Origin of the sequence: Streptomyces sp. NBC_01017 (genome assembly GCF_045162795.1) — a bacterium.
In the GTDB taxonomy this organism is placed as follows: Bacteria; Actinomycetota; Actinomycetes; order Streptomycetales; family Streptomycetaceae; genus Streptomyces; species Streptomyces machairae.
The window spans coordinates 5,236,727-5,255,117 of the sequence record NZ_CP108683.1 but is presented as its reverse complement, the minus strand read 5'-3'; the positions used below and the strand labels follow the sequence as shown (position 1 = coordinate 5,255,117).

General features: G+C 69.7%; 17 protein-coding genes. 11 read left to right on the top strand and 6 right to left on the bottom strand.

The features are described from left to right. Positions 1-67: 67 nt before the first annotated feature. The 4 genes from dnaK to OG331_RS23900 are packed head-to-tail and all read left to right on the top strand — an operon-like array spanning position 68 to position 4,250. Positions 68-1,921, top strand: a complete 1,854-nt coding sequence (gene dnaK, locus OG331_RS23915; RefSeq protein ID WP_406199542.1) for a molecular chaperone DnaK — start codon at positions 68-70, stop codon at positions 1,919-1,921. Beyond that, positions 1,921-2,565: a nucleotide exchange factor GrpE gene (grpE, locus tag OG331_RS23910; protein WP_406199540.1), complete on the top strand. Its 645-nt coding sequence runs from the start codon at positions 1,921-1,923 to the stop codon at positions 2,563-2,565. The genes dnaK and grpE overlap by 1 nt, the downstream gene beginning before the upstream one ends. 42 nt (positions 2,566-2,607) lie before the next feature. Then, on the top strand, positions 2,608-3,798 hold the full coding sequence (gene dnaJ, locus OG331_RS23905; protein ID WP_406199538.1) for a molecular chaperone DnaJ: 1,191 nt from the start codon (positions 2,608-2,610) through the stop codon (positions 3,796-3,798). Between the two features lie 5 nt (positions 3,799-3,803). Continuing rightward, positions 3,804-4,250 carry a heat shock protein transcriptional repressor HspR gene (locus OG331_RS23900; protein WP_037706704.1) on the top strand — a complete coding sequence of 149 codons (447 nt, stop codon included), beginning with the start codon at positions 3,804-3,806 and terminating at the stop codon, positions 4,248-4,250. Positions 4,251-4,320: 70 nt separating this feature from the next. On the opposite strand, the gene OG331_RS23895 is transcribed toward OG331_RS23900, so the two are convergent. Continuing rightward, entirely contained in the window at positions 4,321-4,461 is a 141-nt protein-coding gene (locus OG331_RS23895) for a hypothetical protein (protein ID WP_406199536.1), read from the bottom strand. A 105-nt stretch (positions 4,462-4,566) separates the two neighbouring features. Continuing rightward, the gene (locus OG331_RS23890; protein ID WP_406199534.1) at positions 4,567-5,082 is read right to left on the bottom strand and encodes a hypothetical protein; all 516 of its coding nucleotides are present in this window, start codon (positions 5,080-5,082) and stop codon (positions 4,567-4,569) included. Between the two features lie 476 nt (positions 5,083-5,558). Here OG331_RS23890 and OG331_RS23885 point away from each other — a divergent pair, with 476 nt between their 5' ends. Next, the gene (locus tag OG331_RS23885) at positions 5,559-6,689 is read left to right on the top strand and encodes a sugar ABC transporter substrate-binding protein (RefSeq protein ID WP_406199532.1); all 1,131 of its coding nucleotides are present in this window, start codon (positions 5,559-5,561) and stop codon (positions 6,687-6,689) included. Positions 6,690-7,281: 592 nt separating this feature from the next. Further along, positions 7,282-8,343 carry a LuxR C-terminal-related transcriptional regulator gene (locus tag OG331_RS23880; protein WP_406199530.1) on the top strand — a complete coding sequence of 354 codons (1,062 nt, stop codon included), beginning with the start codon at positions 7,282-7,284 and terminating at the stop codon, positions 8,341-8,343. A 56-nt stretch (positions 8,344-8,399) separates the two neighbouring features. Here OG331_RS23880 and OG331_RS23875 read toward each other — a convergent pair whose 3' ends face one another. Next, entirely contained in the window at positions 8,400-9,344 is a 945-nt protein-coding gene (locus OG331_RS23875; RefSeq protein ID WP_406199528.1) for a helix-turn-helix transcriptional regulator, read from the bottom strand. Positions 9,345-9,717: 373 nt separating this feature from the next. Here OG331_RS23875 and OG331_RS23870 point away from each other — a divergent pair, with 373 nt between their 5' ends. Further along, entirely contained in the window at positions 9,718-10,053 is a 336-nt protein-coding gene (locus tag OG331_RS23870) for a hypothetical protein (protein ID WP_406199527.1), read from the top strand. A 193-nt stretch (positions 10,054-10,246) separates the two neighbouring features. Here OG331_RS23870 and OG331_RS23865 read toward each other — a convergent pair whose 3' ends face one another. Continuing rightward, positions 10,247-10,660, bottom strand: coding sequence for a pyridoxamine 5'-phosphate oxidase family protein (locus OG331_RS23865; protein WP_406199524.1), 414 nt, complete (start codon positions 10,658-10,660; stop codon positions 10,247-10,249). 132 nt (positions 10,661-10,792) lie between these two features. Here OG331_RS23865 and clpB point away from each other — a divergent pair, with 132 nt between their 5' ends. Beyond that, entirely contained in the window at positions 10,793-13,390 is a 2,598-nt protein-coding gene (gene clpB, locus OG331_RS23860; protein WP_406199521.1) for an ATP-dependent chaperone ClpB, read from the top strand. Between the two features lie 82 nt (positions 13,391-13,472). Here clpB and OG331_RS23855 read toward each other — a convergent pair whose 3' ends face one another. Then, positions 13,473-13,976, bottom strand: a complete 504-nt coding sequence (locus OG331_RS23855; RefSeq protein WP_406199518.1) for a hypothetical protein — start codon at positions 13,974-13,976, stop codon at positions 13,473-13,475. 136 nt (positions 13,977-14,112) lie between these two features. On the opposite strand from OG331_RS23855, the gene OG331_RS23850 reads away from it, so the two are divergent. Next, positions 14,113-14,640: a YbjN domain-containing protein gene (locus tag OG331_RS23850; RefSeq protein WP_406199515.1), complete on the top strand. Its 528-nt coding sequence runs from the start codon at positions 14,113-14,115 to the stop codon at positions 14,638-14,640. A 115-nt stretch (positions 14,641-14,755) separates the two neighbouring features. Here OG331_RS23850 and OG331_RS23845 read toward each other — a convergent pair whose 3' ends face one another. Further along, complete coding sequence (locus tag OG331_RS23845; RefSeq protein WP_406199512.1) at positions 14,756-15,946, bottom strand: pyridoxal phosphate-dependent aminotransferase; 1,191 nt, start codon at positions 15,944-15,946, stop codon at positions 14,756-14,758. A gap of 286 nt (positions 15,947-16,232) precedes the next feature. On the opposite strand from OG331_RS23845, the gene OG331_RS23840 reads away from it, so the two are divergent. Then, the gene (locus OG331_RS23840; protein WP_406199510.1) at positions 16,233-16,868 is read left to right on the top strand and encodes a hypothetical protein; all 636 of its coding nucleotides are present in this window, start codon (positions 16,233-16,235) and stop codon (positions 16,866-16,868) included. 870 nt (positions 16,869-17,738) lie between these two features. Next, the gene (locus OG331_RS23835) at positions 17,739-18,308 is read left to right on the top strand and encodes a DUF2617 family protein (RefSeq protein ID WP_406199508.1); all 570 of its coding nucleotides are present in this window, start codon (positions 17,739-17,741) and stop codon (positions 18,306-18,308) included. The last annotated feature ends 83 nt before the right edge of the window (positions 18,309-18,391 follow it).

The following is an 18,391-nucleotide window of genomic DNA, read 5'->3' as shown; positions in this document are numbered from 1 at the left end:
TTGACCGGTTGCGAGCCGTCGTGCACACTTGAGTCCGTTCCACTCAAGTCAGCTGGAGGAATCAACCATGGCACGTGCGGTCGGCATCGACCTGGGCACGACTAACTCCGTCGTCAGCGTTCTGGAGGGCGGCGAGCCCACCGTCATCACCAACGCCGAGGGTGCCAGGACCACGCCGTCCGTCGTCGCCTTCGCGAAGAACGGCGAAGTGCTGGTCGGCGAGGTCGCCAAGCGTCAGGCGGTCACCAACGTGGACCGGACCATCAGGTCCGTGAAGCGCCACATGGGCACCGACTGGAAGACGGAGCTCGACGGGAAGCCCTTCAACCCGCAGCAGATGTCCGCCTTCATCCTGCAGAAGCTGAAGCGGGACGCCGAGTCCTACCTGGGCGAGAAGGTGACCGACGCGGTCATCACCGTCCCGGCGTACTTCAACGACTCCGAGCGCCAGGCGACGAAGGAGGCCGGCGAGATCGCCGGTCTGAACGTCCTTCGCATCGTCAACGAGCCCACCGCGGCCGCGCTGGCGTACGGCCTCGACAAGGACGACCAGACGATCCTCGTCTTCGACCTCGGTGGCGGCACCTTCGACGTGTCCCTCCTGGAGATCGGCGACGGCGTCGTCGAGGTGAAGGCCACCAACGGTGACAACCACCTCGGCGGCGACGACTGGGACCAGCGCGTCGTCGACTACCTGGTGCAGCAGTTCAAGTCCGGTCACGGCGTGGACCTCGCCAAGGACAAGATGGCCCTCCAGCGTCTGCGTGAGGCTGCCGAGAAGGCCAAGATCGAGCTGTCCTCGTCCACCGAGACCTCGATCAACCTGCCCTACATCACCGCCTCCGCCGAGGGCCCGCTGCACCTGGACGAGAAGCTCACCCGGGCTCAGTTCCAGCAGCTGACCGCGGACCTCCTGGAGCGCTGCAAGACCCCGTTCTTCAACGTCATGAAGGACGCCGGCGTCTCCATCAACGAGATCGACCACGTCGTCCTCGTCGGTGGCTCCACCCGTATGCCCGCCGTCGCCGAGCTCGTCCGCGAGCTGACCGGCGGCAAGGACGCCAACAAGGGCGTCAACCCGGACGAGGTCGTCGCCATCGGCGCCGCCCTGCAGGCCGGTGTCCTCAAGGGTGAGGTCAAGGACGTCCTGCTCCTCGACGTGACCCCGCTGTCCCTCGGTATCGAGACCAAGGGCGGCATCATGACCAAGCTCATCGAGCGCAACACCACGATCCCGACCAAGCGGTCCGAGATCTTCACGACGGCCGAGGACAACCAGCCGTCCGTGCAGATCCAGGTCTACCAGGGCGAGCGCGAGATCGCGGCGTACAACAAGAAGCTCGGAATGTTCGAGCTCACGGGCCTTCCGCCGGCCCCGCGCGGTGTCCCGCAGATCGAGGTCGCCTTCGACATCGACGCCAACGGCATCATGCACGTGACCGCGAAGGACCTCGGCACGGGCAAGGAGCAGAAGATGACCGTCACCGGTGGCTCCTCGCTGCCGAAGGACGAGGTCAACCGGATGCGCGAAGAGGCCGAGAAGTACGCGGAGGAGGACCACGCCCGCCGCGAGGCCGCCGAGTCCCGCAACCAGGGCGAGCAGCTCGTCTACCAGACGGAGAAGTTCCTCAAGGACAACGAGGACAAGGTCCCCGGCGAGGTCAAGACCGAGGTCGAGGCCGCCGTCGAGGAGCTGAAGACCGCGCTCAAGGGCGAGGACACCGCAGAGATCCGCACCGCCACCGAGAAGGTCGCCGCGGTCTCCCAGAAGGTCGGCCAGGCCATGTACGCCGACGCCCAGGCCACGCAGGGCGCCGCCGGCGGCGGTCCCGAGGGCGCTGCCCCGGGCGGCAAGGCCGCTGACGACGACGTCGTCGACGCCGAGATCGTGGACGACGAGCGCAAGGACGGTGCCGCGTAATGACGGAGGAGACCCCGGGCTTCGAGGAGAAGCCCGACGTCCCCTCCGGCGCCACCCCTGACGACGCCGAGTCGAAGGCCGTCCCTCAGGAAGGGGCGGCCCCGGCCGGGGACGGAGCAGCAGACCCGGGCCTGGTGGCCCAGCTGGACCAGGTGCGTACGGCGCTCGGCGAGCGCACGGCGGACCTCCAGCGGCTCCAGGCCGAGTACCAGAACTACCGCCGCCGCGTGGAGCGGGACCGGATCACGGTCAAGGAGATCGCCATCGCGAACCTCCTGACCGAGCTCCTGCCCGTGATCGACGACATCGGCCGCGCGCGTGAACACGGCGAACTCGTCGGCGGATTCAAGTCCGTCGCGGAGTCGCTGGAGACCGTCGCGGCGAAGATGGGACTGCAGGCGTTCGGCAAGGAGGGCGAGCCCTTCGACCCGACGATCCACGAGGCCCTGATGCACTCCTACGCGCCGGACGTCACCGAGACGACCTGCGTGGCGATCCTGCAGCCCGGGTATCGCATCGGCGAGCGCACCATCCGCCCCGCGCGGGTGGCCGTCGCCGAGCCCCAGCCGGGCGCGCAGGCGGTCAAGGAGGAGTCTGCCGAGGCGGCCGACGACAAGGAGAGCGGTGGCCCGGACGAGGGCTGACGTTGAACTGACGAGGTACTACGGGAAGGGGGTACGTCGAGGATGAGCACCAAGGACTTCATCGAGAAGGACTACTACAAGGTCCTCGGCGTCCCCAAGGACGCCACCGAGGCCGAGATCAAGAAGGCGTACCGGAAGCTCGCCCGCGAGAACCATCCGGACGCCAACAAGGGCAACGCCAAGGCGGAGGACCGCTTCAAGGAGATCTCCGAGGCGAACGACGTCCTCGGTGACCCCAAGAAGCGCAGGGAGTACGACGAGGCTCGCGCCCTGTTCGGCAACGGCGGCTTCCGCCCGGGGCCGGGCGGCGCGGGCGGCGGCAACTTCAACTTCGACCTGGGCGACCTCTTCGGAGGCGGCGCCCAGGGCGGCGGCGGCCAAGGCGGAGCCGGCGGCTTCGGCGGCGGACTCGGGGACGTCTTCGGGGGCCTGTTCAACCGTGGCGGCACGGGGACGACCCGTACCCAGCCCCGGCGCGGCCAGGACATCGACACCGAGGTCAACCTCAGCTTCACCGAGGCGATCGAGGGTGCGACGGTCCCGCTGCGGATGTCCTCGCAGTCACCGTGCAAGGCCTGCGCGGGCACCGGCGACAAGAACGGCACGCCGCGGGTGTGCCCGACCTGTGTCGGTACCGGCCAGGTGGCGCGGGGCTCGGGCGGTGGCTTCTCCCTCACCGACCCGTGCCCGGACTGCAAGGGGCGCGGGCTGATCGCCGAGCACCCCTGCATGGACTGCAAGGGCAGCGGCAGGGCGAAGTCGTCCAGGACCATGCAGGTCCGCATCCCGGCCGGGGTGTCGGACGGCCAGCGCATCCGCCTGCGCGGCAAGGGCGCACCCGGCGAGCGCGGCGGCCCGTCCGGCGACCTGTACGTCACGGTGCACGTCGACGCGCACGCGGTGTTCGGCCGCAAGGAGGACAACCTCACGGTGACCGTCCCCGTGACGTTCACGGAGGCGGCCCTCGGCGGCGAGGTCAGGGTCCCCACCCTGGGCGGACCACCGGTCACCCTGAAACTGCCGCCCGGTACGCCCAACGGCCGCACCATGCGGGCACGGGGCAAGGGCGCGGTCCGCAAGGACGGCACCCGCGGCGACCTTCTGGTCACCGTCGAGGTGAGTGTTCCGAAGGACCTGACGGGGAAGGCTCGTGACGCACTTGAGGCGTATCGCGAGGCGACCGCGGATGAGGACCCGCGGGCGGAGCTGTTCCAGGCCGCGAAGGGAGCATGAGTCAGATGGACGGTCGTCGACGCAACCCGTATGAACTGACCGAGGAGACCCCGGTCTACGTCATCTCGGTGGCGGCCCAGCTGTCCGGCCTGCACCCGCAGACCCTGCGCCAGTACGACCGCCTGGGCCTGGTGTCTCCGGACCGCACCGCGGGCCGGGGGCGCCGCTACTCGGCCCGCGACATCGAACTGCTGCGCACCGTCCAGCAGTTGTCGCAGGACGAGGGCATCAACCTCGCCGGCATCAAGCGCATCATCGAACTGGAGAACCAGGTCGCCGCGCTCCAGTCCCGGGTGGCCGAACTCCAGGCCGCCGTCGAAGGAGCCGCGGCGGCTATGCAGCAGCGCGAGGCGGCGGTACATGCGTCGTACCGCCGCGATCTGGTGCCGTACCAGGAGGTGCAGCAGACCAGCGCGCTGGTGGTGTGGCGGCCGAAGAAGGCCAAGGACTAGGCGGCGGCACGGCCGTACGCGAAGGGGCCCGGAGGTTCGTTGAGAACCTCCGGGCCCCTTTCCCATGCCGTCAGCGGCCGACGAAGAAGACCGGTGACGTGCAGGTCGCCGCGGCGGACGCGGGGGCGGCGAGAGTGGTGAGCAGGCCGCCCGCGGTGGCGAGCACGATGGCGGTCGCGGTGGCCGCGGTCGTGCGTCTGGCTGGGTTCATGCGGTCCTTCGTCCAGTTCGGCGACGGCAGTGATCAACCGTCGCCGAACGGGACCGGTCGGCCCGCCAATTGCTTGTACGGGCCACGGCGAAGGCGACCACCGCGTCAGGGAATCAGATCCCCGATCGCATCCACGACCAGCATCCACATCGGCTGTGCCCCCGTGCCGAATCCGGCTGCCAGGGCGTAGCCGAGGCTCACGTCCAGGGCCTCCGGAGCCGCGTCCTCGTGCCACTCGGCCGAGACCTCTCCGTTGCCCTGGGAGGTGAACTCGCCGAGGCGCCGGCCGTCGCGCAGGAAGCGGCTGTCCGGCACGGAGTCGGGCAGCAGCCGCCAGACGCGGCCGGCGTGCCGGACGTCGACCGCGTACGAACGCCGGGTCAGCCGCCCCTTCGCCGGGCGCACCTGAGCCTCCTCGCCGTCCACGGTGAGCGTGAGCCGGTCACCGGCCCGAGTGCCGACGGGGATGTGCTCCTCGGCCTCGGTACCGGCGGACCGGCTCAGCACGATCCGCGGTACGGCGGCGCCCTCGACGACGACTTCGCCGCGCTCGGTGTCCAGCCGGACGGTCAGCGTGCCGAAGTGGCCGTCCTCCACGAGGGTTTCGGTGATGACGGTCATGCGGGTGATCTTCGCAGGTCGGTCGGGGCCCGGGTCGGTCAGGTGGCGGGCGCGGTCACTGCCCGGTCGCCCGGGGGGACGGGCTCGGTCCCGTCGGCCTGCGCACCCGTCACCCAGTAGGGCCGGCGCTTGAAGACCGGCGAGCTACAGGTCGCTGCGGGGGTCGTGCGTCTGGCTGAGTTCGTTCGATCCTCTGGTCGAGTGCGGGTCGACGGGGGAGTCGTCCTGAACGGGACCCGTGGCGAATGAGGTTGGTTGTGCGGATCTTGGCGCGTGTTCGATCCAGGTTCGGTGGAGGGGGTGTAACGGCCGTTGCGATATGTTTCGCCATGTCTTTACATGATCAGCGGAGCGTGGTGTTGCGCACTCGTTAAGTGATTCCGCTTGACGCTGGGGGCGGTCGACGCGTTGTCTTTTCAGACATCTGGGCGCAATGGCGCGCCCGTGTCCCGAAGGCACCAGAAGTGAGCTCCTCTATGCGTCCCTTGCGCCCCCTGCGCCGCACCGCCACCGCCGTGGCCGCCGCGTCCACGATGACCCTCTCGCTGGCAGCGTGCGGGGCACTGGGCGTCACCGGGGACAGCAGTGAGGCGAGCCCGACCAAGGGCGACGACGTCACCGTGGGGCTGCTGCTGCCGGAGACGGCGAACACGCGCTACGACAAGTTCGACTACCCCATCATCAAGAACAAGGTGGCGGAGCTCACCGACAAGCAGGGCCAGGTCGACTACCGCAACGCGGACGCCGACGCCAAGAAGCAGGCGAGCCAGCTCCAGCAGATGATCAACGACCAGGTCGACGTGATCCTGCTGGACGCCGTGGACGCCCACGCGATAGCCGACGGCGTGCAGAAGGCCAAGGAAGCCGGCATCCCGGTCATCGCCTACGACCGCCTCGCCGAGGGACCGATCGACGCGTACGTCTCCTTCGACAACGAACTGGTCGGCGAGGTGCAGGGCCGCTCCCTCATGGAGGCCATGGGTCCGGACGTCGACTCGTCCGACAAGATCGTCATGATGAACGGGTCGCTCACCGACCCGAACGCCAAGCAGTTCAAGGCGGGCGCCCTCTCCGAGCTCAACGGCTCGGTGGACATCGCCAAGAGGTACGACACCAAGGACTGGAAGCCGGAGAACGCCCAGGCCAACATGACCGAGGCGATCAAGGACATCGGCGCGAACAACATCAAGGGCGTCTACTCCGCCAACGACGGCATGGCCGGCGGCATCATCAAGGCCCTGCAGGCCCAGGGCGTGACCGATCTGCCGCCGATCACCGGACAGGACGCCGAACTGGACGCCGTCCAGCGGATCCTGAGCGGCGAGCAGTACATGAGCGTGTACAAGTCGTACCCGCAGGAGGCCGAGAGCGCCGCGGAGATGGCCGTGGCCAAGGTCCAGGGCAAGGACATCCAGTTCGACTCCCTCACCCAGGACCAGGTCGACAGCCCGACCGCCAAGGACATCCCGGCCCTGCTGGTCCCGGTGGTCGCCCTGACCAAGAAGAACGTCAAGCAGACGGTCCTCGCCGACGGGATCTACGAGCTGTCGGAGATCTGCGCGGGCGAGTACAAGGCCGCGTGCGCGGAGGCCGGGCTCACCAAGTAGGGCGCAGACACGGCTCACCGGACAGGGTCCGTCGGTCTTCCGACGGGCCCTGTCTCGTTTTCCGGCGCCTGGTGCCGTCGTCGACGGCGAGGGTCCGCTTTGCGAGTGCGCTCGACTGGCTGCTCGGGTTGACCGGGCTGTTCGGGCTGCCGAGGACGGCGGCTCGTCGTCGGCGTTCGCGAGTGTGACGTCGCCCGCCCCGGCCGCCCTCGAAGGCGTACGGCACCCCCCCTGTCGGTCATAGCCCGGGCCGCCCGGGCGCCCGCGTCCGGCCGACGCGGTTTGCAGCGCGCAGCGCAAAGGCCGGTATGGCACCCCCAGCTTGTTGCAACTCGACGGACGGAGGCCGGGAAAAACCGGGGCGTACTGGTGGTTTACGGCGGCCGTCCCGGCGGGAGCCGTGTTGCGGAGCACGGCCGGTCCGCGCATAGTTGCGCTGCGGAAGCGCGAGCGAACCGTAGGCCCGATGGGCCGAGCACGGTGGGCCTGTCGACCAGGGCCACGCCCGGCCCGGGTGTCCCGGCAGAGGTCGACACCGCGCTCCGGAGGTGAGCGAGCCGGCGAAAGGCAAGAACCGGGGGTGGATGGGGCGATGGCCGGGCACGGGACCGAGGAGCATCCCCACGGTGCCGACCGACTGTGCGACGCGGGGGATCGCGTGTACTCCCGGGCCGTACGGCGCGGCCGCGTGTCGCGCCGGGACGCGGAGCCGGTGCCCTGCCTGCTGGACCTGGCGCTGCTGCATCCCGACCCCGACGACATGGACTGGCTGGTGCCGACCTCCCCGCAGGAGGTCATGACACGGCTGCTGCGCGGGGTGTACGACGAGGTCAGCGCGAGCCAGCGGCGGGTGGGCTCGGCGGTGGCGGCGTTCGAGTGGTACGCCGGGCTCGGTCCGCAGCTGCCGCAGGCGTCCGGCGTCGAGGGCACGGCGATCCGGGTCCTGGACGGTGACTCACGCATCCAGGGCGCGCTGGACGAGGCGACGCAGGCGTGCACCAGCCAGGTGCTGACCGTGCAGCCCGGCGGCATCCGTCCCGAGCACGAGCTGACGGAGGGGCTGCACCGGGCCATGGAGCTGCGGGGGCGGGGCGTGCGGATGCGCGACCTGTACACGCACGTGGCGCGGCACGGCCAGGGCCTGCTCAACTACCTTGAACTGATGGGTGATTCGGTCGAGGCCCGCACGCTGGACGAGGTGATCGACCGGCTGATCCTCTTCGACCGCACGGTGGCCTTCGTCCCCGCGAACGCGGACCGCACCATGGCGCTGGAGCTGCGGCATCCGGCGCTGGTGAACTACCTGGTCACGGTCTTCGAGCGGCTGTGGCGCCTCGCGATCCCGCTGACCGCGCCCCTGCCCGACACCGGCATCGAGGGCATCTCCCACCGCGAACAGTCCATCGCGGCGCTGCTCGCCGAGGGCCACCAGGACGCGGTGATCGCGGAGCGGCTGGGGATAAGCGTACGGACGTGCCGGGCGCACATCGCGCGCCTGTCGGAGACCCTGGGCGCGGCAAGCCGTACACAACTCGGCGTCCGTATCGCCCAGGTGGGCCTGGACCGCTCGCGGGCGTCGTCGTCGGGGGCCGCGGTGATCAGTGTGCCCGGGGTGCCCCGGGTGCCCGGTCAGGAGTCCCCGACCGGCCGCTGAGCCGGGCCGGGCCGAGCCCGAACCGTCCTCACGGCTCCACCCCCCGTCCCCGTCGCTCAGCTGTCGTTGTCGAGGATTCCGGACTGCGCGATGAGGAAGCCGAGTTGGGCGCGGCTCCCGCTGCCCAGCGCGGTGGCCAGCTTGGCGATATGGGCCCGGCAGGTGCGCACGTTCATGCCCAGCCGGCGGGCGATCGCCTCGTCGACGTGTCCCTCCACCAGGAGCTTGGCGATGGAGTGCTGGATCTCCGTGATGCCGTCGGGCGCGGTCTCGTAGGGCGCGTGCTCGGTCAGCGGTACCGCGCGGCTCCACATGAACTCGAAGACCTTGATCAGGTAGCGGATGAGTCCGGGATGGCGCAGCTCCAGGGCCACCTGCTGGTCGTCGCGGGTGGGGATGAAGGCGACCGACTCGTCGCAGATGATGAGGCGCTCGACCAGTTCGTCGATGGTGCGGTACTCCACCTTGCCGTCGGAGAGCTGGGCGACATAGGCCAGCTTCCCCGGGTTGTAGCGCACCGTGTGCTGGTAGAGGGTCCTTATCCGCACTCCGCGTTCGATCAGCGGCCGGTCCCGCTCCAGGCCCTGCAACAAGCTGCTCTCCGAGATGCGGTTGCTCGGCTGGACCGTGAGCATCTCGGTCTGGCACTGGGCGGTGGCCAGATTGAGGGCGGCGTTGATCCGCTCCCCGCCCTCCAGGACAGTGATGGAGTGCGTGCTTCCCGTCACCTGAGCGCTGAGGTCCATGTATGGCTGGAGTGCGTCGGCCAGCTCGACGGACATCCGCCTGCGCTCGGAGATCTCCCGCTCGATGGGATTGAGCCGTTGAGCCAGGGCGACCGACGCCGGAACGGGACGCAGCCAGTTCGGGTCGTCAGCATCCGGGTAGAGCAGAGCGAACTCCATCAGGCAGGGAGCTGACTCCACGTCGATGCGTGCGATACGCCCCGTGCGCAGCGCGTTCGCATAGAGTCGGCCACCTTCCGCGCACATCTCGGTCATCGCATGGGGATGTATCGCTTTAGTCTGATTCGTCACCAAATCTCCACCCCCCAGGGTCCTGAACATGCAGGAACATGATGCACCGATCGTGTGGCCATGAAGTGCCCGAATGAGCCATCGTCTTACTCGACGGGGGAAGAGGGGACCTTCAAGTGAGGACGAAGCCGACTATGCGGAACAGAATGCTTCGCTCGATTCTTGTCGCCGCCTTCTCCACCGTTGTGGCCTTCGGAGTCCTGGGGGGCCTCTCGGAATCGAAGAGCGACTCGCGAGCGGACAGTAGCTGGCCCTCCCGGTCACAGACTGTCACGATTGCCAAGGACAGTTCCTGGCCGACCAACGCCGAGGCGAGCAGCGGTGAGCAGGAGTCGGCATGACCATCCCACCCGACGACCGCTCCTTCCGCCGAGAAATGGCCACCGCCTACCGGTCCGGCTGGCACTTCATCGACCTGGTCACCGCGATCCCCCACTCCGGTGACTCGTTGATGGTGACCGTCTTCGGAGAACCGGTCGTCGTCACGCGGGACGACGACGAGGACGTACGGGCGTACCGGTGTCTGCGACGGCCTCGGGGGGCGCCGCAACCCGTCAGGTGTGCCATCCGGTACGGAATGATCTTCGTCAATCTCGATCAGCGCGACCACCGCCTGGTGGAGCCGGAAGCCCCGGCGCCAAGGACCATCTCAGCCACCCCCCGCAGTGCCTGACGCGATTCCCCCGTCGTAACAGATCGCTCAGGTGCTTCCCCCCGCAGCGGCGTCACCGTGACCTGAACACGGTGACGCCGCTGCAGTTTCCGGGTGACATTTCCCCGTATCCGCCTGTTCCGCCGGTGGCCGAAACCGGTCGCCCGGTATCCAGCCACTGGGAACCAGGCCCCCTTGGGTCGCGTCCCAGGGCTCACCCCTGCCCCATCGCCCGCGTCAGTTCGATCTCGATCACCACCCGGTCGGGATTGGGCCGCGGCATACGCCCGTACCGCTCTGCGTACCGGCGTACCGCCTCCGCGACCCGCTCGGCGTCGTCGTGGACGTGCGCCAGGCCCTCCAGGGTCGCCCACCGCCGTCCGTCCACCTGGCAGACCGCGACCCGGGCGCCGTCCGGGCCGGCGGCCCGGACGTGGCCCACCTTCGCGCTGGACTTGTTCGTGATCACCCGAGCAAGCCGCGCCTCAGGGTCGTATGTCACTCCGACGGGTACGACATGCGGGGTGAGGTCCGGGCGAAGGGTCGTCAGGGTGCACAGGTGTCTCTCCTGCCAGAAGGTGAGGTACGGCGCGTCCGGCGCGCCGGGATCCTGGGGGTATGCCGCCATGGCCCGGAACCCTATGCCCCGCCTAGCCGCCCCAAGCCTCCCCGGACTACCTTGAGTGGAATAGACTCAACTTTGTGTACGCTGACTCAGTCAGTTACTGGGAGACGCTGACGCCAGGAGGAGAACGCCAACGTGGAAGCCGAGCTGACCAACAGGAGCCGGGACGCGATCAACGCGGCCAGTAACCGGGCCTTGACCGAGGGGCATGCGGACCTCACGCCCGCCCATCTGCTCCTCGCTCTGCTCCAGGGGCAGGAGAACGAGAACATCATCGACTTGCTGGCGGCCGTCGACGCCGACCAGGCCTCCGTGCGGGCCGGCGCCGAGAAGGCGCTCGCCGCGCTGCCCAGCGTGACCGGGTCCACGGTCGCGCCCCCGCAGCCCAACCGCGAGCTGCTCGCCGTGATCGCGGACGCCCAGGCGCGGGCCAAGGAGCTCGGGGACGAGTACCTCTCCACCGAGCACCTGCTCATCGGCATCGCCGCCAAGGGCGGCCAGGCGGGTGAGGTGCTCGCCCAGCAGGGGGTCACCGCGAAGAAGCTGCTGGAGGCCTTCCAGAAGGCCCGCGGCGGGCGGCGCGTCACCACCGCCGACCCCGAGGGGCAGTACAAGGCGCTGGAGAAGTTCGGGACCGACTTCACGGCCGCCGCCCGCGAGGGCAAGCTCGACCCCGTGATCGGGCGGGACCAGGAGATCCGGCGGGTCGTGCAGGTGCTCTCCCGGCGCACCAAGAACAACCCCGTCCTCATCGGCGAGCCCGGCGTCGGCAAGACCGCCGTCGTGGAAGGGCTCGCCCAGCGCATCGTCAAGGGGGACGTGCCGGAGTCGCTGAAGAACAAGCGGCTCGTCGCGCTCGACCTGGGCGCCATGGTCGCCGGGGCGAAGTACCGCGGTGAGTTCGAGGAGCGGCTGAAGACCGTGCTCGCGGAGATCAAGAACTCCGACGGGCAGATCATCACCTTCATCGACGAACTGCACACCGTCGTGGGCGCCGGTGCCGGCGGGGACTCCGCCATGGACGCCGGGAACATGCTCAAGCCCATGCTCGCCCGCGGTGAGCTGCGCATGGTCGGCGCCACCACCCTCGACGAGTACCGCGAGCGGATCGAGAAGGACCCCGCGCTGGAGCGGCGCTTCCAGCAGGTGCTGGTCGCCGAGCCGACCGTCGAGGACACCATCGCGATCCTGCGCGGGCTCAAGGGGCGCTACGAGGCCCACCACAAGGTGCAGATCGCGGACAGCGCCCTGGTCGCCGCCGCCACCCTGTCGGACCGGTACATCACCTCCCGGTTCCTGCCCGACAAGGCCATCGACCTCGTCGACGAGGCCGCCTCCCGGCTCCGTATGGAGATCGACTCGTCCCCCGTCGAGATCGACGAGCTCCAGCGGTCCGTGGACCGGCTGAAGATGGAGGAGCTGGCCCTCAGCAAGGAGACCGACGCGGCCTCCCTCGAACGCTTGGAGCGGCTGCGCCGCGATCTCGCCGACAAGGAGGAGGAGCTGCGGGGCCTGACCGCCCGCTGGGAGAAGGAGAAGCAGTCCCTGAACCGCGTCGGCGAGCTGAAGGAACGGCTCGACGAGGCGCGCGGGGAGGCCGAACGCGCCCAGCGCGACGGTGACTTCGACTCCGCCAGCAAGCTGCTCTACGGCGAGATCCCCGCCCTGGAGCGGGACCTGGAGGAGGCCTCGCAGGCCGAGGAGGAGGCCGCCAAGAGCACGATGGTCAAGGAGGAGGTCGGCTCCGACGACATCGCCGACACCGTCGCCGCCTGGACCGGCATCCCCGCCGGCCGCCTCCTGGAGGGCGAGACGCAGAAACTCCTGCGGATGGAAGAGGAGTTGGGCAAGCGGCTCATCGGGCAGGGTGAGGCCGTGCGCGCCGTGTCGGACGCGGTACGCCGCACCCGTGCCGGCATCGCCGACCCGGACCGCCCGACCGGCTCCTTCCTCTTCCTCGGCCCGACCGGCGTCGGCAAGACCGAACTCGCCAAGGCCCTCGCCGACTTCCTCTTCGACGACGAGCGGGCGATGGTCCGCATCGACATGTCGGAGTACGGCGAGAAGCACAGCGTGGCCCGGCTGGTCGGCGCGCCCCCCGGGTACGTCGGCTACGAGGAGGGCGGCCAGCTGACGGAGGCGGTGCGCAGGCGGCCGTACAGCGTCGTGCTGCTCGACGAGGTCGAGAAGGCGCACCCCGAGGTCTTCGACATCCTCCTTCAGGTGCTGGACGACGGACGGTTGACGGACGGGCAGGGCCGTACGGTCGATTTCCGCAACGCGATCCTGGTGCTGACGTCGAACCTGGGCAGCCAGTTCCTGGTCGACCCGATCACCAGTGAGGCGGAGAAGAAGGAGCAGGTCCTGGAGGTGGTCCGGACTTCCTTCAAGCCGGAGTTCCTCAACCGCCTGGACGACCTGGTGGTCTTCTCGGCACTGTCGAAGGACGAGCTGGGCCGGATCGCCCGGCTGCAGGTAGACCGGCTCGCCAAGCGGCTGGCCGAGCGGCGGCTCACCCTGGAGGTCAGCGACGAGGCCCTGGCCTGGCTCGCCGACGAGGGCAACGACCCGGCCTACGGTGCCCGGCCCCTGCGCCGCCTCGTGCAGACCGCCATCGGCGACCGCCTCGCCAAGGAGATCCTCTCCGGCGAGGTCAAGGACGGCGACACGGTACGGGTGGAGGCCTTCGGGGACGGCCTGATCGTGGGGCCGGCCACGGGGAAGACGCTGTAGCCGCAAGGAACGCTGGGACGGCCCGCCCCGCATCCCGGGACGGGCCGTCTTCATGTGGTCACCGCGGCACGTGCTCGCGCGGTCACATGGTGAACGCGGCGAAGCGCACGAGTGCGGTGTCGGCGTCCTCGTACTCCACCCTCACCTGCACCGCGTGGGCGCCCGCGTCGGGATGGCCGCCCGGGGCGTCCACATCGAGACACAGGTCCACGTCCACGGCGCCGCAGAACTTCTTCCCGGGCGCCGGCGCGTCCGGATACGTCCCCTTGAGCCAGTCCGGGACGTCGGCGCGCGGCATGCGGAAGGTCGCGCTGTAATGGATGTCCTGGAACCCTTGCGTCTTGCACGCCCCGACGACCTCGGCGCCGTCCGGCAGCTCGGCCCCGCCGAAGTGCAGGGCGTCCGCGCAGGAGACCGTATCGGCACCGGAGCGGGGCGGATCGTCTGCCACCACCCACATCACCACCAGGGCCACGAGGCCCGCGAGGACCAGCCCCGGCAGTGCCATGATCGCGGCGAACACCGGCCATCTGGTGCGGCCCCGAGGCGCCTGAGCGCCTCCCGCGTCTCTCTCTGTTCCGGACATGACCCCCGCCTTCCGCATCGGACCGTCGCGACAGGCCAGATCATGTCAGCCGAGGGCAGACAGGCCCTGTCCGGGCTTGCCACCCCCCTCCCCGCATGGGGGAGGATGGCGGAATCCGTACGAAGGGAAAATCACGGTGAGCATCGACCCGTCCTCGATCCCGAACTTCGGGGGCCAGCAGCCGGAGCCCGGGCCGCCGCCCGGACCCGTTGTCCCGGATCAGGACCTCGTGAAGCAGCTCCTCGACCAGATGGAGCTGAAGTACGTCGTCGACGACGAGGGTGACCTCGCGGCGCCGTGGGAGCAGTTCCGTACGTACTTCATGTTCCGCGGCGAGGGTGACCAGCAGGTCTTCTCGGTGCGGACGTTCTACGACCGGCCCCACAAGATCGACGAGAAGCCCCTGCTTCTCGAGTCGATCGACGACTGGAACCGCCGGACCCTGTGGCCCAAGGTCTACACCCACACGCACGACGACGGCACCGTCCGCCTGATCGGCGAGGCACAGATGCTGATCGGCACCGGCGTGAGCCTGGAGCACTTCGTCTCGTCGACGGTCAGCTGGGTGCGGGCCGCCATCGAGTTCGACAAGTGGCTCGTCGAGCAGCTCGGCCTGGAGCAGGAGATCAACGAGGCGGACAAGCCCGAGGACGACGAGGAGTAGTCCTCGACACCCGGATTCGGCAGAGCCCGGCCAGGGCACCGGCCATCACGGTCGCGTGCCGGGCCGGGTTCGTGCTGTCCGCGCCCGTCCACAGCCTGTGGACGGGCGCGAGCACTCAGACCGCCAGGGACTTGAGCCGCTTCACCGCCTCCTGAAGGACCTCCGTCCGCTTGCAGAACGCGAACCGGACGAACGGCGCCCCCGCCTCCCGGTGGTCGTAGAAGACCGCGTTGGGAATGGCGACCACCCCGGCCCGCTCCGGCAGCGCACGGCAGAAGGCGAAACCGTCCGTCTCGCCGAGCGGGCGGATGTCGGTCGTGATGAAGTACGTGCCCGCGGGCTCGAAGACCTCGAAGCCCGCCTCCGCCAGCCCCGCCGCCAGCAGGTTCCGCTTGACCAGCATGTCGTCACGGAAGGCCGCGAAGTAGCTGTCGGGCAGGGCGAGCGCCTCGGCGACCGCGTACTGGAACGGCCCCGACGCGACGTAGGTCAGGTACTGCTTCGCCGAGCGCACCGCCGTGACCAGGGCGGGCGTCGAGGTCAGCCAGCCGACCTTCCAGCCGGTGAACGAGAAGGTCTTGCCCGCCGACCCGATGGACACCGTCCGCTCCCGCATGCCCGGGAACGTGGCGAGCGGCAGGTGCTCGGCGTCGTCGAAGACCAGGTGCTCGTACACCTCGTCGGTCACCACCAGCAGGTCCCGCTCCACGGCCAGCTCGGCGATCGCCGCCAGCTCCTCGCGGGTGAGGACCGTGCCGGTCGGGTTGTGCGGCGTGTTGATCAGCAGCAGCCGGGTGCGGTCGGTGACCGCCGCGCGCAGCTCGTCGAGGTCGAGCCGGAAGCGTCCCCCGCCCGGCCGCAGGGTGACCGGCACGCGCGTGCCGCCCGCCATGGCGATACAGGCCGCGTAGGAGTCGTAGTACGGCTCGAAGGCGATGACCTCGTCGCCGGGCTCGACGAGCGCGAGCAGGGCGGCGGCGATGGCCTCGGTGGCGCCGGCGGTGACCAGGACCTCGGTGTCGGGGTCGTACGACAGCCCGTAGCGCCGCTGCTGGTGCGCGGCGATCGCGGTACGCAGCTCGGGGACTCCGGGGCCCGGCGGGTACTGGTTGCCGCGCCCGTCGCGCAGGGCCCGTACGGCCGCCTCACGGACCTCCTCGGGGCCGTCCGTGTCGGGGAAACCCTGACCCAGGTTGATGGACCCGGTGTGCAGGGCCAGCGCGGACATCTCGGCGAAGATCGTCGTCCCGAACTCGGCGAGCCGGCGGTTGAGCAGGGGGCGGGAGCTGGAGGTCATGCCGGCCATCCTGCGCCCAAGCTCTGGAGTTCCTCAACCTGCCAAGCCTGGACGGGTGCTCGGCCTCAGGCCGGTGTGCCGCTCACCTGCGCTGACGGGGCGGCAGAAGTCCGTGCTTGTTCGCGTTCGGGCCGAGCGCGGGCGGGTGACTCCCGTCAAGATCGTCGGTCTGCGGGCGGCTTCGCGGTTCGTCGGGACCAGCCGGCCTCTCACCAGCGCGGTCGCCCATTCGGGGCCGGTGCGTATCGGGGCGCATCCTCCTCGGAGGGCTGCGTAGAGTACCTGCGGTCATCGATTGGAGAAGACGTTGGACGCGGTCGAGTTCCCTCTCAGCGCTCGGGTGCGTGGGGCCCGGCGATGGCTCGTGGCCACGACCGTGGCGGGTGCCGTACTCGTGGGAGCCGCCGTGGCGTCCGTGACCGCCGACGCCTCCGGCTGGGTGCCGGTGCCGCGGGCGATCCAGGCGGGTTCGGTGCTGGTGACGCTGTTCGTGCTGCCCGTCGCATGGGTGGGAGTGCACGCTGTGTGGGCGCTGCGGGGGCGGTCCGAGCTGTTCCTCGCCGCCGGAAAGCACCCGCGGCGGCGTCCCACCGACCGACAACTGGTCGACCACCTGCGCGACGAGCACCCGCTCACGCCACTGTGGTGGATGGTTTCCGTCCTCAGCAGCCTCGGCACGCTCTGCCTCGGGGTGGCGCTTCCGTTCGCCCTGGCGGACGGCGCCGCACTCGCCGGTGTACTCCTCGGGACCGGGCTCGCCGTGTCCCTGGCCGCCCTGGCCCTGGCCGTGCCCGGTATCCGCCGCGCCGCCCGCCAGGGCTCGGAGGACCGAAGGCGGCGCACCGAGCTGTGGTCCCTGCCCTCCGCCGTCGAACGCCGGCTCACGAACTCCCTCCTCGGCGCCGGCGACGGGGGACACCTCGGAGTCTGAACAATCGTTGGGCAAGATCACGTCCAGTGACGGCCCAGTGCGCCCCGAACGGCCCCTGAACTGCGCTTATATGCAGGTCAGGGGCCGTTCCGCCGAGAGAACCCTCTGAAGTTCCTCAACTCTGCTTTGGGCCGTGAAGCGGCCGGGCATCTCCCTCCCACGCACCGAGCGGGAGGCGCCCACGGGGGGACGCCACGGTCCGCTTCGGGGGAACGGAAGGAGGCTGACGCCATGATCACAGGGTTCGTTCTGGCGCTGGTCGCAGTGGTCTTCGTCTTGATCTTCGTGTCCGCCGTGCGCGGCGGCTCACGGTCGGCCAACCGCTCGCACAGCCGAAGGAGCAGCTCGCACGACAGCGGCGGCAGCAGCAGCTGGTGGGCCGGCGGAGGAGACAGCGGTGGTTCGTCCTGCGGGGGCGGCTCGTCATGCGGAGGCGGGTCGTCCTGCGGAGGGGGCGGGGGCGGCGGCGGATGCGGTGGCGGAGGCAGCTGACACGGGGCAGCTGAGCTCCCCGAGCAGGGGGAACCGCATCCGTATGGAGTGGGGCCGGTACCTGGGACCGGCCCCGCTTTCGTGTTCACACCCGCGCACCGGCGCACGCCCCGCCCTCTGAGGCGTGCGCCGGAGTTGAACAGTTGAGCTGATAAGCCCTCTGAGGGATGGAAACCCTACGAACTTGGGTAAAAACGCTGTGGCGGCGCCACACTTCATGATTCCCTGAAAATCACCAACGCAGCCCCTCGGACGTCCCGCGGACACCCCTTCTGACCGGCCGACTGGGCTGACCGGCTCGACTCCCGGTGTCGGCCGGGGTGCGCCGCCGGAGACCGAAACCTCCCCTCTTTCTTTGCGTGCTTGCGGAGCCGACCCATGCTCACGACCCTGAACACCGCCTATACCGACACGCGCGCGACCGACCTCGCCTGGGCCCTGGGGCGGGAACCGCTGCCCGCGCTGGCCACACTCGACCTCGAACTGACCGGGACGAAACTCCAGTTGAGACTGCTCGGCGCGTCCCACCAGGTACTCCTGGAGGAGGAGCGGGGCATCTGCTCGGAGACGGTGGCCTGCATGCCCGGCAGCAGCACGCCCCTTCCGCTCGGCGTGGCCAAGCGGGCGGGCGACTGGGAGTACGAGTTCGCGGCCCGGGTGGAGGTCCTGTCACCAGGTCAGTTCGCGGGCCGTGCCCAGGAGTTGCTGGCCCTGGTCTCCGACCACCCGCACGGCCTCGCCGGCGTCTTCCCCGGCAGCCCGCACGCCTTCACCGCGATGCTGGCCCAGCACCACGAGGGTCAGGTGCACTGGCGGACGTGGCACGCGTACCCGCAGGACGGGCAGTTGGTGGCGACGCGAACGAGGGTGGGGGTGAGAGCGGTGGCGGTCACGCTCAGACCCCGGTCCAGGCAGTCAAACCGCCAGGCCAGCCCGTCCGGCGCTTGAGCCCCCGGCGGCGGCGACGCAAACGTCCCGCACCTCAACAACACACGTGTGGGTGACGTAGCGTGCCGCAGGCGTAACGTACC